A 14,057-nucleotide genomic window follows, 5' to 3' on the forward strand; every position below is an offset into this window, starting at 1 on the left:
CCGGGTACGTGGTGAAGCTTTCAGTTGAAAAGCTGAAAAGGCTTTCTATACACTTACCCACTGGCCAGCTGCCTGAATTTGTCCATTAGGAGTTAAACAAGGTATGAGCACCATCGAAGAGCGCGTCAAGAAAATCGTTGCCGAGCAACTGGGCGTTAAAGAAGAAGAAGTGGTAAACACTGCTTCCTTCGTTGAAGACCTGGGTGCCGATTCCCTTGACACCGTTGAGCTGGTGATGGCTCTGGAAGAGGAATTCGAGACCGAAATCCCGGACGAAGAAGCTGAAAAAATCACTACTGTTCAAGCTGCTATCGACTACGTTACTAGCCACCAGGCGTAATAGTTTTTAGTCGTCGCTTGCTGTTGGGAAAAACCGCACTGCTGTTACAGCGTGCGGTTTTTTCTTTAGCTCCAAAGCAAAAGTGTCGTCATTAGAAAAAGGAGAGTGCTGTGTCGCGTAGACGCGTCGTAGTCACCGGTATGGGTATGTTGTCGCCACTGGGTACGGATGTGCCGAGCAGTTGGCAGGGCATTCTGGCTGGCCGCAGTGGTATTGGTCTGATCGAACACACGGACCTTTCTGCCTATTCCACCCGTTTTGGCGGCTCGGTAAAGGGCTTCAATGTCGAGGAATATCTCTCGATCAAAGAGTCCCGCAAGCTCGACCTGTTCATTCAATACGGCCTGGCAGCCGGTTTTCAGGCAGTGCGTAACGCTGGCCTGGAAGTCACCGATGCCAACCGTGACCGCATTGGCGTGGCCATGGGTTCGGGTATTGGTGGCTTGACCAATATCGAAGAAACCAGCCGCATCCTGCACGATACTGGCCCCCGTCGAATTTCACCGTTCTTCGTGCCGGGCTCGATCATCAATATGATTTCCGGGTTCCTGTCCATCCACCTCGGCGCACAGGGGCCTAACTACGCGATCGCCACGGCGTGCACCACCGGTACGCATTGCATCGGCATGGCGGCGCGCAATATCGCCTACGACGAAGCCGACGTGATGATCGCCGGCGGCGCCGAAATGGCAGCCTGCGGCCTGGGCATGGGCGGCTTCGGCGCATCCCGTGCGTTGTCGACCCGCAACGACGAACCGACCCGTGCCAGCCGTCCGTGGGACAAGGGCCGTGACGGTTTCGTCCTGTCTGATGGCGCCGGCGCGCTGGTGCTGGAAGAGTTGGAGCACGCCAAGGCGCGTGGTGCCACCATCTACGCCGAGCTGATCGGCTTTGGCATGAGCGGTGACGCCTACCACATGACCTCGCCGCCGTCCGACGGTGCCGGTGCTGCGCGTTGCATCACCAACGCCCTGCGCGATGCCAAGGTCAATCCCGACCAGGTGCAGTACATCAACGCCCACGGCACTTCCACGCCCACGGGCGACCTGGCGGAAGCCGAAGCCATCAAGTCGGTATTCGGTGAGCACGCCTACAACCTGGCGGTCAGCTCCACCAAGTCCATGACGGGTCACCTGTTGGGTGCCGCGGGCGCGGTCGAGGCGATCTTCAGTGTGATGGCCATCAAGGACCAGGTCGCGCCGCCGACCATCAACCTGGATGAGCCGGACGAAGGCTGCGACCTGAACTTCGTGCCTCACGAAGCGCAACCGATGCCGATCGACGTGGCGATTTCCAACTCGTTCGGCTTTGGTGGCACCAACGGTTCCCTGGTGTTCCGCCGGTTCGCCGAGTGATGGACAGCTGGGTTGACGGTCAACCAGAGGGCAGCGTGCCCCTGAAAGATCGCGGCCTGGCATATGGCGATGGGCTCTTCGAAACCATCGCCGTCAAGGCCGGGCAGCCCGTGCTGCTTGAACGTCACCTGCAACGCCTCCAAGAGGGTTGCAGGCGTTTGGCGCTCGTTGCGGACCACGCATTGATCCGCAGCGAAGTGCTGGCCTATGCCGCCGTCCTCGGTGACGGTGTGCTCAAGTTGATCCTCACCCGCGGCGACAGCCTGCGCGGCTATGGCATCAACCCTGGCGCCCCGGTGCGCCGTATCCTGCAGGGCAGCGCGCCTGCCACCTATCCCCTGGCCCATGGAAGCGAAGGCATCCGCCTGTTTCCGTGCGCCACCCGCTTGGCCGAGCAGCCGTTGCTGGCAGGTCTCAAGCACCTCAATCGCCTGGAACAAGTGATCGCCCGCGCAGAATGGCAAGATGCCGAGCACGCTGAAGGCTTGATGCTGGATCTGTCCGGCCGGGTTATCGAAGGCGTATTCAGCAACCTGTTCCTGGTGCGCAACGGCTTGTTACTAACCGCCGATCTGACCCGATGCGGCGTCGCCGGGGTGATGCGCGCCGAGATCCTGGCCCAGGCGCAAACCCTGGGCATCCCGGTGGCCGTGGCTGACATCAGTCTTGAGCAGTTGCAGCAGGCTGATGAAGTCTTTGTGTGCAATAGCGTTTATGGCATTTGGCCGGTGCGTGGGTGCGCTGCGATAAGCTGGTCGGTTGGGCCGCTCACCCGTAAACTGCAGGGCATTGTTCGCGCGCTATTAGGGATTTGAGTTGATACGAAAACTGGTTGTACTGCTGCTGGTCGTTCTGCTCTCGGCGGCGTTGCTGTTGGGCTATGGCGCCTGGAAATACGATTCTGCGCTCAAGCAGCCCCTGAACCTGACCGAAGAGCAATTGCTCGACGTTCCTGCGGGTGCCACACCCACCGGTACATTCAATCGCCTGGAGGCCGACGGTGTGATCGACGGCGCCTTCTGGCTGCGCTTGTACTGGCGTTTCAATCTTGACGGCCAGCCGTTGCACAGCGGTGAATACCGCATGACTCCCGGCATGACGGCGCAGGGCCTGATCGGGCTGTGGCAGCGCGGCGAAGTGGTGCAATACAGCCTGACCCTGGTGGAAGGCTGGAATTTCCGCCAGGTGCGTTCGGCCCTGGCCAAGCATGAAAAGATCGTGCAAACCCTCTCGGGCCTCAGTGACAGTGACGTCATGGACAAGCTCGGTCACCCTGGCGTGTTTCCGGAAGGGCGCTTCTTCCCCGATACGTACCGCTTCGTACGGGGCATGACCGATGTGGAATTCCTGAAAAAAGCCTACAACCGCCTGGACGATGTGCTCGCCCAGGAGTGGAGCAAGCGTGCTGCCGATGCGCCGTACACCGATCCCTACCAGGCGCTGATCATGGCTTCCCTGGTGGAGAAAGAGACAGGTGTTCCCGAGGAGCGTGGGCAAATTGCCGGCGTGTTCGTGCGTCGCCTGAAGATCGGCATGCTGCTGCAAACCGACCCTACGGTGATCTACGGCCTGGGTGAGCGCTACAACGGCAAGCTGACCCGTGCCCACCTCAAGGAGGCAACGCCTTACAACACCTACATGATTGCCGGGCTGCCACCGACGCCCATCGCCATGGTCGGCCGCGAGGCGATCCATGCCGCGCTCAATCCGGTGCCGGGCAGCAGCCTGTATTTCGTCGCCCGAGGCGATGGCAGCCATATTTTCTCCGATGACCTGGATGCGCATAATGCCGCCGTGCGCGAGTTTCAGCTCAAGCGCCGTGCCGATTACCGCTCCAGCCCGGCACCGGTGGTCAAGCCATCGGAAGACGCCGCACCACCGGCCGAGCCCGCGCCGCAAACCGACGCGCCGCAAAGCCCGCAATAATTCTGACTAAGGACTGCCTGTGACTGGCTTGTTTATTACCCTGGAAGGCCCTGAAGGCGCCGGCAAGAGCACCAACCGCGATTACCTCGCCGCGCGTTTGCGTGACGAAGGCATCGAAGTGGTGCTCACCCGCGAGCCTGGCGGCACGCCGCTGGCCGAGCGTATCCGCGAGGTGCTGCTGGCTCCGGGCGAAGAACAGATGAACCCGGACACTGAGTTGCTGCTGGTATTCGCCGCTCGTGCCCAGCATCTGGCTGAGGTGATTCGCCCAGCCCTGGCTCGCGGTGCCGTGGTGATTTGCGACCGGTTCACCGACTCCACCTACGCCTACCAGGGCGGTGGCCGAGGCTTGTCCCTGGAGCGCATCGCCAGCCTGGAAACCTTCGTCCAGGGCAATCTGCGCCCGGACCTGACCCTGCTGTTCGACTTGCCGGTGGAGGTCGGCATGGCCCGCGCCAGCGCCCGTGGCCGTCTGGATCGTTTCGAACTGGAAGGCCAGGCGTTCTTCGACGCTGTGCGCACTGCGTTCCTTAAGCGGGCCACCGCTGAGCCTGCGCGCTATCACGTATTGGACGCTGCCCAGCCATTGGCCCAGGTGCAACGCGCCATTGATGCGCTGCTACCGGCATTACTGGAGCGCGCCCGTGGCTGAAGCCTACCCGTGGCAGGACAGCCTCTGGCAGCAGTTGGCCGGCCGTGCCCAGCATGCCCACGCCTACCTGTTGCACGGGCCGATTGGCATTGGCAAGCGCGCGCTTGCCGAACGCCTGATGGCCAGCCTGCTGTGCCAGCGACCGGTCAATCTGGAAGCCTGTGGCGAATGCAAGTCCTGCCTGTTGCTCAAGGCCGGTAGCCATCCGGACAACTACCTGCTGGAGCCCGAGGAAGCCGACAAGGCGATCAAGGTCGACCAGGTACGTGACCTCGTCAGCTTCGTGGTGCAGACCGCGCAGATGGGCGGGCGCAAAGTGGTTTTGATCGAACCGGTGGAGGCGATGAACATCAACGCTGCCAACGCCTTGCTCAAGAGCCTGGAAGAACCCTCCGGCGATACCGTGCTGTTGCTGGTGAGCCATCAGTCCAGCCGTTTGCTGCCGACCATCCGCAGCCGCTGCGTGCAGCAGGCCTGCCCGTTGCCAAGCGAGGCCATGAGCCTTGAGTGGTTGGCGCAGGCATTGCCCGAATGCAACGCGCAAGAGCGTGCCGAGTTACTCACCCTGGCCGCCGGCTCGCCCCTGGCTGCCGTAAAGCTGCAAGCCCAGGGCGTTCGTGAACAACGGGCGCTGGTGGTGGACGGCGTGAAGAAACTGCTCAAGCAGGAACTGTCTGCCACTCAACTGGCTGAAACTGCCTGGAAGGATATTCCGCTGCTGCTGCTGTTCGACTGGTTCTGCGACTGGTCCAGCCTGATCCTGCGCTACCAGTTGACCCAGGACGAAAACGGCCTGGGCCTGCCGGACATGCGCAAAGTGGTGCAGTACCTGGCGCAGAAAAGCGCCCAGGACAAGGTGCTGAATATCCAGGACTGGATCCTCGCCCAACGCCAGAAAGTGCTCGGCAAGGCCAACCTCAACCGCGTGCTGCTGCTCGAAGCGCTGCTGGTGCAGTGGGTGGGTTTGCTCGGTCGCCGTTAATTCCAGTGGCCCACGGTGTAGTGTGGGCCAGACACTTTCCGTGATTAAAGTTGTAACTTCCTATGCTCGTAGATTCCCATTGCCATCTTGATCGCCTTGACCTGGCCCAGCACGCCGGTTCCCTCGATGCCGCCCTCGACGCTGCGCGCCAGCGTGGGGTAGGGCACTTCCTGTGCATTGGCGTCAGCGCCGAAAACGCCGCCGACGTCAAAGCCCTGGCCGAGCGTTATGCCGATGTGGATTGTTCGGTAGGCATCCACCCGCTGGACCTCAAGTCTGGCGAAGCCCCGGCCCTGGACTGGTTGTTGGGCGAACTCAACCACCCGCGCGTGGTGGCCATTGGCGAGACCGGCCTGGATTACCACTACGAACCCGAAGCCGCCGAATTGCAGCAGGCGTCTTTCCGCCTGCACCTGCAAGCCGCTCAGCAAACCGGCAAACCGGTCATCGTTCACACCCGTGGAGCCCGTGCCGACACCTTGACCCTGCTGCGCGAAGCGGCGCTGCCCCAGGCGGGTGTGCTGCATTGTTTCACTGAAGACTGGGACATGGCCAAGGCGGCCCTGGACCTGGGTTTCTACATTTCCCTGTCAGGCATCGTCACTTTCCGCAATGCCGACGCCCTGCGCGACGTAGCCCGCCAAGTGCCGGCCGACCGCCTGCTGGTGGAGACCGATTCGCCGTACCTGGCGCCGATCCCTCATCGGGGCAAGCCGAACTTGCCGGAGTACGTGCGTGACGTGGCCGATTACCTGGCGATGCTGCGTGGAGAGTCCGTTGAGCGTTTTGCCGAGCAGACTACCGAGAACTTCAAACGGCTGTTCCCGTTGGCTCACGTCAAATCCTAGGCAAAAAAAACCCGGGTTCTGGGGGGTGAATCCGGGCTAAGACCATTAGGAGTAAAACAAGGGTACGCGGTCCGTTGGTACCCAGGTCGGCGCGTCACTTGGGGGAGATGTCACGCCGACAGTTCAAGTATTGATCAGTATCTGATTCAGTCCAGTCGAGACTGATCGTTTTTTAAACAGATTTGGAATACGCGCGCTTCGCTTGAGTTCTCATCAAGCAGGTGCACAGGCTTAGTTGTTGCGTGTTGTTTCTGACTGATAGCGATGAAAACGTTGGCATATTGAAAGTAAAGTGCGTGGCGGGTTCACATAGGCGTTGCTCAGCGACCATTCAGTCTGGATAATCCCTCGCACCGGGCAAATCGTATCGCCTCGCATCCGTGGCGTTGCGCAACGCCCTTCCATTTTCCTCTGCAGACCTTTTCCTTATGCACAAAGAACCCCGTAAGGTCCGTGAGTTTCGCCGCCGTGAGCAGGAAATTCTCGACACCGCGCTCAAGCTGTTCCTCGAACAAGGTGAAGACAGCGTCACGGTCGAGATGATCGCGGATGCCGTGGGTATCGGCAAAGGCACGATCTATAAGCACTTCAAGTCCAAGGCCGAGATCTACCTGCGCCTGATGCTCGACTACGAGCGCGATTTGAACGAGTTGCTGCATTCGGCCGACGTCGACAAAGACAAGGAAGCGCTGTCCCGCGCCTACTTCGAGTTCCGCATGCGTGACCCGCAGCGCTACCGGCTGTTCGACCGCCTTGAAGAGAAAGTGGTCAAGGGCCACCAAGTGCCGGAAATGGTCGAGGAGCTGCACAAGATCCGCGCCTCGAACTTTGAACGCCTGACCCTGCTGATCAAGGGGCGTATCAGCGAAGGCAAGCTGGAAGACGTACCGCCGTATTTCCACTACTGCGCCGCCTGGGCGTTGGTGCACGGCGCCGTGGCGCTGTACCACTCGCCGTTCTGGAGCAATGTGCTGGAAGACCAGGAAGGCTTCTTCCAATTCCTGATGGACATTGGCGTGCGCATGGGCAACAAGCGCAAGCACAGCAGTGAGCCACCCCCTGCCGAAATCCCCGCCACCTGAGGATTTACTGCAATGCGCAGTACCCCAGGAATATACTCAGGCAAGGACGCTTGCTAAAAGTTGATTTATAGGTCAGCTTTTAGCGCGCCAGAACCATCCTCTGCCGGAGTGATCCATGATCGTTGATCGTCAAGGCAGGCGTTTTCGCAATTTGCGGATCAGCCTGACCTCAGCCTGCAATTATGCGTGTACCTACTGCGTGCCCAACGGCAAGCGGCTGGTGGCTGCCCAGGACGAACTTTCGGCCGAGGCCATGGCCCGTGGCGTGGCCTACCTGATAGAGGCGGCCGGTATCGACCGCCTGCGCATCACCGGCGGCGAACCGCTGGTCAGTCCCAAGCTGGAAGCCTTCATGGGCGCCGTGGGGCAGATGGGCCTCAGTGACATCAGCCTGACCACCAATGGTCAACTCCTGGCGCGCAAACTGCCATTGCTGGTGGACGCCGGGATCAAGCGCATCAACGTCTCCCTCGACACCCTGGACGCCGACGCCTTCCGCAGCATCGCCCGTGGCGGCGACCTGGCCACCGTGCTTGATGGCATGGACCAGGCCCGCGCCGCTGGCATCAAGATCAAGGTCAATATGGTGCCCTTACGCGGCCAGAACCTGGACCAGGTGATGCCACTGCTCGATTACTGTTTGGAGCGTGGCTACGAATTGCGTTTTATCGAGTTGATGCGCATGGGCCACCTGGCCAAGGACTCCAACGCGTTTTTGCAGCAATTCGTCAGCCTGCAGCAACTGCTCAGCCTGATCGGCGAACATCACGAATACCTGCAAGCCAATGCACCTGTGGATGCGACGGCGGTGCGCTACGAAGTGCCGGGCAAGGGCTACTTCGGCGTGATCGCCAATGAGAGCGTGCCGTTCTGTCGCACGTGTTCGCGGTTGCGCTTGTCGTCCACGGGCTGGCTGCATGGCTGTTTGTCGTCGAGCAATCGTCACTACGTCGGCGATTTGCTGGACCTGCCGCGCCATCAGGCGTTGCCGGCGTTGCAGGGGCTGTTGGTCAAAGCGTTGGGTGACAAGCAGGAAGTCGCTTTCTCAGGAGGTGCCACCATCATGAAGATCATTGGCGGTTGACCTGGTAAGACAGGCAACACAAATCCCCTGTGGGAGAGGGCTTGCCCCCGATAGCGGTGTATCAGCCAACCAATCTATAGCTGACCCACCGCCATCGGGGGCAAGCCCCCTCCCACATTTGATCTGCGTTGCTTGTGAGTGGCGCGGATTCTGCATCTCACGCCCATTCGCCGGTTTTCCGTCACCGGCTTCTGGAGGAATAGGATGCGTAGTCTGGTTTTGTTGCTGGCGTCGTTGGGCCTGACAGGTTGCATGACCGTCAGCGATATGGCCGAAGGCACCCGTTATCAGATGAGTGACGCCGGGCTGCTGGACCACAGCGACACGCGCCGTACCAACTCGGTCCGCGTGCAGCCCGATTCCTTTATCTTTATCGCCCAGGGTGCCTTCGTGCCGCCGGGCAGCGCCTATCCGCGCCCCAACGTGGTGGCCGAAGAGGCCTTCAACGGTTTCGTCGAATACTTCCCCATGGTACGCCGCGCCCGCCAGGCCGAGGGCCTGGAGCAGGCAATGGCCGAGGCTCGCGGCGCTGGCGCGCATTACTTGCTGTATTGCCGTTTTGCGGCAGCCGATGACCGCATCGGCAACGCCGACGAGTGGGCCGACCAGGAGGCCCTCGATCGTGTCGGGCTCGACACGGGTGTGATCCAGGTGATGTTGATCGAGACCAGCACCCAATATTTGATTGATACTGTGCGCATTCGCAGCCGTGGCGGTTTACTGACGTTCCACGACAACCGCCCGCAAGACCTGATTGCCCGCCCCCTCGCGCAGTACGCCCGCAGCCTGCTGGGCATGGGGGATCAATAAACGCCAGAGGAGAACCCCATGACCGATTCCGCCAAGGCCAATGACCTGTTGGCCCAACTGCCCAAAGGCAAGGGGCCGGCGCCGGTTCACCTGTGGAACCCGGACTTCTGTGGCCATATCGACATGCGCATTGCCCGCGACGGCACTTGGTTCTACCAAGGCACGCCGATCGGGCGTAAGCCCATGGTCAAGTTGTTCTCCAACATCATTCGCCGCGATGGCGATGAGTACTTCCTGGTCACTCCCGTAGAAAAAGTCGGCATCAGTGTCGATGACGCGCCCTTTGTCGCCGTCACCCTGGAAGTGGAGGGGGAGGGTGAACACCAACTGCTGCGTTTTACCACCAATGTCGATGAGTCGATTGAGGCCGGCCTGGAGCACCCTCTGCGAGTCGTGATCGACCCCGTTACCCAAGAGCCGTCACCCTATCTGCGAGTGCGCACCAACCTTGAAGCCCTGGTGCATCGCAACGTGTTCTACCAATTGGTGGAGCTGGCGGTGAGCCGTCTGATCAACGGTCAGAACTGGCTGGGCGTCTGGAGCAGCGGGGAGTTTTTCCGCATTGGCCTGGAGCCCTGAGGCCGACCTTTTCACTTCCCTGAAATAATTCGCTTGCTGCACACGACCGCTTTCGGTTATCAATTTGTACATGATTAGACATGTTCGATTTGATAAGAAAAAACGCGTCGTCGACGAGCTTATCCGCCGTATCGAGGGCGGGGTGATGGCCGACGGTTTCCTGCTGCCGGGTGAGCACCAATTGGCCGAGGAGTTTGCGGTCAGCCGCGGCACCTTGCGTGAAGCCCTGGCCGAACTCAAGCGCCGCAATTACATTGCGACCCAAAGCGGGGTCGGCTCCATCGTCACCTTTGACGGGATGGTGCTCGATCAGCGCAGCGGTTGGGCACAAGCCCTGGCCGATACCGGTGCCTTGGTGAACACCGATACCCTGCGCCTGGAAGCCGTGACCCGCCCGGACCTGCGCAGCCGCTTCGGCAGCGACCAATTCATCGCCCTGGACCGCCGTCGGCGCACGCCCGATGGCACTGCTGTCTCCCTGGAACGTTCACTGATGCCTGCCTCTGGCGGCCTGGAAAGCCTGCCCCAGGTGGGCCTGATCGACAACTCGCTGACCATCACGCTGGCGGCCTACGGCTATGTCGGTGCCGAAGGTGACCAGTGGATCGGCGCTGAACCCCTCAGCGATGAAGACGCCCAACTGCTGGGGCGCCCGGCGGGGACGGTGTTCCTCAAGGCGTCCCGCACCACCTACGACCGCCGTGAGCGGTTTATGGAGCATGTCGAAAGCTTGCTCGACCCTCTGCACTTTCGCTTGCATCTCCAGTTCGGGAATTCGAAATGACCTCGTCTACACGCGCACTCGGCGCCTTTTACGGTCTGGCCTTGGGCGATGCCTTGGGCATGCCTACGCAGTCACTGAGCCGTGAGCAAGTACGTGAACGCTTCGGCGCAATCACGGCACTGGAAGATGCCGGTGCCGACCAACCCATCGCGCCGAATATGCCCGCTGGCTCCATCACCGATGACACCGAGCAGGCTGTGTTGGTCGGCCAATTGCTGGTCGAAGGCCAGGGCAGCATCGAACCCACCGTGCTCGCCCAACGCCTGATCGACTGGGAAGCCGTGATGCGCGCCAAGGGTTCCCAGGACTTGCTCGGGCCGTCGACCAAGCGCGCCATCGACATGATTCTCGCCGGCCACACACCCGAAGAATCCGGGCGCTACGGCACCACCAATGGCGCGGCCATGCGCATCACGCCGGTGGGCATTGCTGCAGACGTCAGCGACCCGGCCGGATTTATCCAGGCAGTTATCCAGGCTTGCCAAGTCACCCACAACACCACCCTCGGCATCTCCAGCGCAGCGGCGGTCGCGGCGGTGGTTTCGGCAGGCATCAACGGCGCAGACCTGGGCGAAGCCCTGAACATTGGCACCCAGATCGCCCAGCAGGCCGAAGGCCATGGCCACTGGATCGCCGGCGGACGCATTTCCACGCGTATCAGTTGGGCCCGCACCTTGAGCGTGGGCAGCGGTGACCAGGCGTTGTTTGCCGACTTGCTCTACGAACTGATCGGCACCTCGGTGGCGTCCCAGGAGTCGGTGGTGGTGTCGTTTGCCCTGGCCCAGCAAGTGGCCGTGGGCGAAATGAATGCCTTTCAAGCCCTGTGCCTGGCCGCCAGCCTGGGAGGCGATACCGACACGATTGCCGCGATTCTTGGCGCGATGCTGGGTGCCTGCCTGGGCATGCAGTGCTGGCCCGAGGCGATGATCGAGCAGGTCAAGCGCGTCAATGGTTTGGACTTGGAGCCGCTAGTGCAAGGGCTACTCCAATTGCGCTGACCGGCACCTATCCAAAATGTGGGAGCGGGCTTGCTCGCGAATGCGGTGTGTCAGTCACTGCTGCAACAACTGAAAGATCGCATTCGCGAGCAAGCCCGCTCCCACATTTGACCGAGTTGAATAGAAGATTTGCCACAACCACAACAATATCGGCACCAGGAGTCACCCCCACATGAGCAACACCTCTTCCGGCCAAAGTGCTGGGCAATTGGAAACACGCGGTATCGAACCGGTCCCTGAAGGCGAGTGCAACGGCCACCCGCTGCAACTCTTTTGGGTGTGGTTCGCGGCCAATATCAGCATCCTCGGCTTGCCGTTGGGCGCAACATTGGTGGCGTTCCGCGGCCTGGCGATCTGGCAGGCGGTCATCGTCGCGATCCTCGGCGCCGCAGGTTCATTTGCGGTAGTCGGCATCATCTCCATCGCCGGCCGGCGTGGCCGTGCGCCGAGCCTGACCCTGTCCCGCGCCATCTTTGGCGTGCGCGGCAATATCGGGCCGACGCTGGTGTCGCTGATGTCGCGCCTGGGCTGGGAAACCGTCAACACCACCACTGCGGCCTTTGTGTTGCTGTCGTTGTGTTCGATCCTGTTCGGCACCGCCGTCGAGGCCAAGAGTGCGCCGGTGCTGACGCTGATCTTCATCGCGATTTTCGTGCTGCTGACCCTGTCGGTGTCCGGCCTGGGGCATGCCACCTTGCTGGTCATCCAGAAGTGGGCGACCTACGTGTTCGGTGCCTTGAACATCCTGGTGGGCGGTTTCCTCTGCGCCACCATCGACTGGAGCGCGGTGTTCAACGCCACGCCTGCTCCGCTGAGCGCGATGATCATCGGCGTCGGCACCATGGCCGCTGGCACCGGTATCGGTTGGGCCAACGCCGGGGCCGACATGTCGCGTTACCAGCACCGCAGCGTCAAGGCTGTGCGCCTGGTAGCTTCAGCCGCCTTTGGTGCGGGCATTCCACTGGTGCTGCTGATCACCCTCGGTGGTTTGCTGTCGGTGGGTAACAACGACCTGGCTTCGGCCACCGACCCGATCATCGCGATCCGCGACATGTTGCCGACCTGGATGGCCGTGCCATACCTGATCACCGCGTTTGGCGGGCTGCTGCTGTCGAACAACCTGTCGGTGTACTCGGCGGGCCTCACCCCTTGACCCTGGGCCTCAAGGTCAAGCGCGTGCATGCGGTGATCGTCGATATCGTCGCGATCTTCGCCGGCTCGATCTACTTCATGCTGATCGCCGACAGTTTCTACGGCCCCTTCATCACCTTTATCTCGCTGTTGGCGGTGCCGATCACCGCATGGGTGGGCATCTTCGTGGTTGACCTGATCCACCGTCACTACTACAGCCCCACGGACCTGTTGGACGTAAGCCCAAGCAGTGCCTACTGGTACCGCGGCGGTGTGGAATGGCGCGCGTTCGGCGCGTGGGCGGTGGCGATTGTGCTGGGTTTCAGCTTCACCACCATCGGCACCACTGCCGACAATATCTGGTTCGCCGGGCCGTTGTCCGACTCCTGGCTGGGCCACAATGGCCTGGGCTGGATCGTTACCTTCCTGGTGGCTGGCGGGATTTATTGGGTACTGGGCGGCGCCACTGACCGTCGTCCGGCTTTGGTAGAGCGTCACCATGTCTAGATTGCTGCACACAGGCCAGGTCATCATCGACCTGGTGATGGCCCTCGACACCTTGCCCGCAAGCGGCGGTGACGTGCTGGCGCGATCGGCCAATTTCGAAGCGGGCGGTGGCTTCAACGTGATGGCAGCTGCACGTCGCAACGGCCTGCCGGTGGTGTACCTCGGCCGCCATGGCAACGGCCGTTTCGGCGACCTGGCCCGCGCGGCGATGCAGGCAGAAGGCGTGGAGATTGCCCAGGCGGCCAGCCCCGACAAAGACACCGGCTTATGCGTGTCGCTGACCGAGGCCACCACCGAGCGCACCTTCATTTCCCATCTCGGGGCAGAAGGCGACTTGAGTGCCGAGGATTTGGCCCGCGTGACCTCGCAGCCGGGGGACTACGTGTACGTCAGCGGTTATAGCCTGTTGCTGGACGGCAAGGCCCAGGCGCTGCTCGATTGGGTTGTGGCGTTGCCCCCTGAGATCAGCGTGGTGTTTGATCCGGGCCCGTTGGTCAAGGCGCCGGGTTCGGCGCTGATGGCGACGTTGCTGCCGCGTATCGATATCTGGACCAGCAATGGTCCGGAGGCCCTGGCATTCACCGGTGCGAGTACGCTGGCCGAGGCACTGAGCGCGTTGCAAAGCCATCTGCCGCAGGATGCACTGCGGGTGGTGCGCGATGGGTCCAATGGCTGCTGGGTGAATGCCGAGCATGTGCCGGGCTTCAAGGTCAAAGCGGTGGACAGCAACGGCGCGGGGGATGCCCATGCGGGGGTGTTTATTGCAGGGTTGGCCAATGGCCTGAAACCGACTGATGCAGCCCGGCGTGCCAATGCGGCAGCGGCCTTGGCGGTGACCCGCTGGGGCCCGGCGACATCTCCCGGCACTGGTGAAGTCGACGCGCTACTCACTGAATAAACTCGATCATTACTGTGGGAGCGGGCTTGCTCGCGAAAGCGGTGGGTCAGCTTGCATATGTATTGGCTGACACACCGCTTT

Annotated in this window: 14 protein-coding genes and 1 pseudogene; all 15 read left to right on the forward strand. The window is 61.4% G+C overall.

Going from position 1 to position 14,057, the window contains the following annotated elements:
- Positions 1-103: 103 nt before the first annotated feature.
- Positions 104-340 carry an acyl carrier protein gene (acpP, locus tag DYL59_RS28730; RefSeq protein WP_003175607.1) on the forward strand — a complete coding sequence of 79 codons (237 nt, stop codon included), beginning with the start codon at positions 104-106 and terminating at the stop codon, positions 338-340.
- A gap of 110 nt (positions 341-450) precedes the next feature.
- Positions 451-1,695 carry a beta-ketoacyl-ACP synthase II gene (fabF, locus tag DYL59_RS28735; RefSeq protein ID WP_135292181.1) on the forward strand — a complete coding sequence of 415 codons (1,245 nt, stop codon included), beginning with the start codon at positions 451-453 and terminating at the stop codon, positions 1,693-1,695.
- A complete protein-coding gene (pabC, locus tag DYL59_RS28740) occupies positions 1,695-2,510 on the forward strand; it encodes an aminodeoxychorismate lyase (RefSeq protein ID WP_135292182.1) in 816 nt (271 codons plus the stop codon). The genes fabF and pabC overlap by 1 nt, the downstream gene beginning before the upstream one ends.
- 1 nt (position 2,511) lies before the next feature.
- Positions 2,512-3,621 (forward strand): endolytic transglycosylase MltG, encoded by a 1,110-nt coding sequence (mltG, locus tag DYL59_RS28745; RefSeq protein WP_135292183.1) that lies wholly within the window; start codon positions 2,512-2,514, stop codon positions 3,619-3,621.
- Positions 3,622-3,640: 19 nt separating this feature from the next.
- Positions 3,641-4,273 carry a dTMP kinase gene (gene tmk, locus DYL59_RS28750; protein ID WP_135292184.1) on the forward strand — a complete coding sequence of 211 codons (633 nt, stop codon included), beginning with the start codon at positions 3,641-3,643 and terminating at the stop codon, positions 4,271-4,273.
- A complete protein-coding gene (locus DYL59_RS28755; RefSeq protein WP_135292185.1) occupies positions 4,266-5,255 on the forward strand; it encodes a DNA polymerase III subunit delta' in 990 nt (329 codons plus the stop codon). Before tmk ends, DYL59_RS28755 begins: the two co-directional genes overlap by 8 nt.
- A 62-nt stretch (positions 5,256-5,317) precedes the next feature.
- Complete coding sequence (locus tag DYL59_RS28760; protein WP_135292186.1) at positions 5,318-6,103, forward strand: TatD family hydrolase; 786 nt, start codon at positions 5,318-5,320, stop codon at positions 6,101-6,103.
- A gap of 428 nt (positions 6,104-6,531) precedes the next feature.
- Positions 6,532-7,185, forward strand: coding sequence for a TetR/AcrR family transcriptional regulator (locus tag DYL59_RS28765; RefSeq protein ID WP_135292187.1), 654 nt, complete (start codon positions 6,532-6,534; stop codon positions 7,183-7,185).
- A 115-nt stretch (positions 7,186-7,300) separates the two neighbouring features.
- Positions 7,301-8,269 (forward strand): GTP 3',8-cyclase MoaA, encoded by a 969-nt coding sequence (locus DYL59_RS28770; protein ID WP_135292188.1) that lies wholly within the window; start codon positions 7,301-7,303, stop codon positions 8,267-8,269.
- A 204-nt stretch (positions 8,270-8,473) separates the two neighbouring features.
- Positions 8,474-9,079, forward strand: a complete 606-nt coding sequence (locus tag DYL59_RS28775; protein WP_135292189.1) for a DUF4823 domain-containing protein — start codon at positions 8,474-8,476, stop codon at positions 9,077-9,079.
- Between the two features lie 18 nt (positions 9,080-9,097).
- Positions 9,098-9,658 carry a DUF1285 domain-containing protein gene (locus tag DYL59_RS28780; RefSeq protein ID WP_135292190.1) on the forward strand — a complete coding sequence of 187 codons (561 nt, stop codon included), beginning with the start codon at positions 9,098-9,100 and terminating at the stop codon, positions 9,656-9,658.
- Between the two features lie 70 nt (positions 9,659-9,728).
- Positions 9,729-10,442, forward strand: a complete 714-nt coding sequence (locus tag DYL59_RS28785; protein ID WP_135292191.1) for a GntR family transcriptional regulator — start codon at positions 9,729-9,731, stop codon at positions 10,440-10,442.
- On the forward strand, positions 10,439-11,440 hold the full coding sequence (locus tag DYL59_RS28790) for an ADP-ribosylglycohydrolase family protein (protein WP_135292192.1): 1,002 nt from the start codon (positions 10,439-10,441) through the stop codon (positions 11,438-11,440). Before DYL59_RS28785 ends, DYL59_RS28790 begins: the two co-directional genes overlap by 4 nt.
- A gap of 172 nt (positions 11,441-11,612) precedes the next feature.
- A pseudogene (locus DYL59_RS28795) lies at positions 11,613-13,078 on the forward strand (purine-cytosine permease family protein).
- Positions 13,071-13,976 carry a PfkB family carbohydrate kinase gene (locus DYL59_RS28800; RefSeq protein ID WP_135292193.1) on the forward strand — a complete coding sequence of 302 codons (906 nt, stop codon included), beginning with the start codon at positions 13,071-13,073 and terminating at the stop codon, positions 13,974-13,976. Before DYL59_RS28795 ends, DYL59_RS28800 begins: the two are co-directional and overlap by 8 nt.
- The last annotated feature ends 81 nt before the right edge of the window (positions 13,977-14,057 follow it).

Source organism: Pseudomonas kairouanensis (genome assembly GCF_004682055.1).
Classification (GTDB): domain Bacteria; phylum Pseudomonadota; class Gammaproteobacteria; order Pseudomonadales; family Pseudomonadaceae; genus Aquipseudomonas; species Aquipseudomonas kairouanensis.

Excerpts from the sequence above, each read along its gene's own strand:
- acpP (WP_003175607.1), top strand. The coding sequence starts at position 104 with ATGAGCACCATCGAAGAGCGCGTCAAGAAAATCGTTGCCGAGCAACTG.
- pabC (WP_135292182.1), top strand. The coding sequence starts at position 1,695 with ATGGACAGCTGGGTTGACGGTCAACCAGAGGGCAGCGTGCCCCTGAAA.
- DYL59_RS28760 (WP_135292186.1), top strand. The coding sequence starts at position 5,318 with ATGCTCGTAGATTCCCATTGCCATCTTGATCGCCTTGACCTGGCCCAG.
- DYL59_RS28765 (WP_135292187.1), top strand. The coding sequence starts at position 6,532 with ATGCACAAAGAACCCCGTAAGGTCCGTGAGTTTCGCCGCCGTGAGCAG.
- DYL59_RS28770 (WP_135292188.1), top strand. The coding sequence starts at position 7,301 with ATGATCGTTGATCGTCAAGGCAGGCGTTTTCGCAATTTGCGGATCAGC.
- DYL59_RS28775 (WP_135292189.1), top strand. The coding sequence starts at position 8,474 with ATGCGTAGTCTGGTTTTGTTGCTGGCGTCGTTGGGCCTGACAGGTTGC.
- DYL59_RS28780 (WP_135292190.1), top strand. The coding sequence starts at position 9,098 with ATGACCGATTCCGCCAAGGCCAATGACCTGTTGGCCCAACTGCCCAAA.
- DYL59_RS28785 (WP_135292191.1), top strand. The coding sequence starts at position 9,729 with ATGATTAGACATGTTCGATTTGATAAGAAAAAACGCGTCGTCGACGAG.
- DYL59_RS28790 (WP_135292192.1), top strand. The coding sequence starts at position 10,439 with ATGACCTCGTCTACACGCGCACTCGGCGCCTTTTACGGTCTGGCCTTG.
- DYL59_RS28800 (WP_135292193.1), top strand. The coding sequence starts at position 13,071 with ATGTCTAGATTGCTGCACACAGGCCAGGTCATCATCGACCTGGTGATG.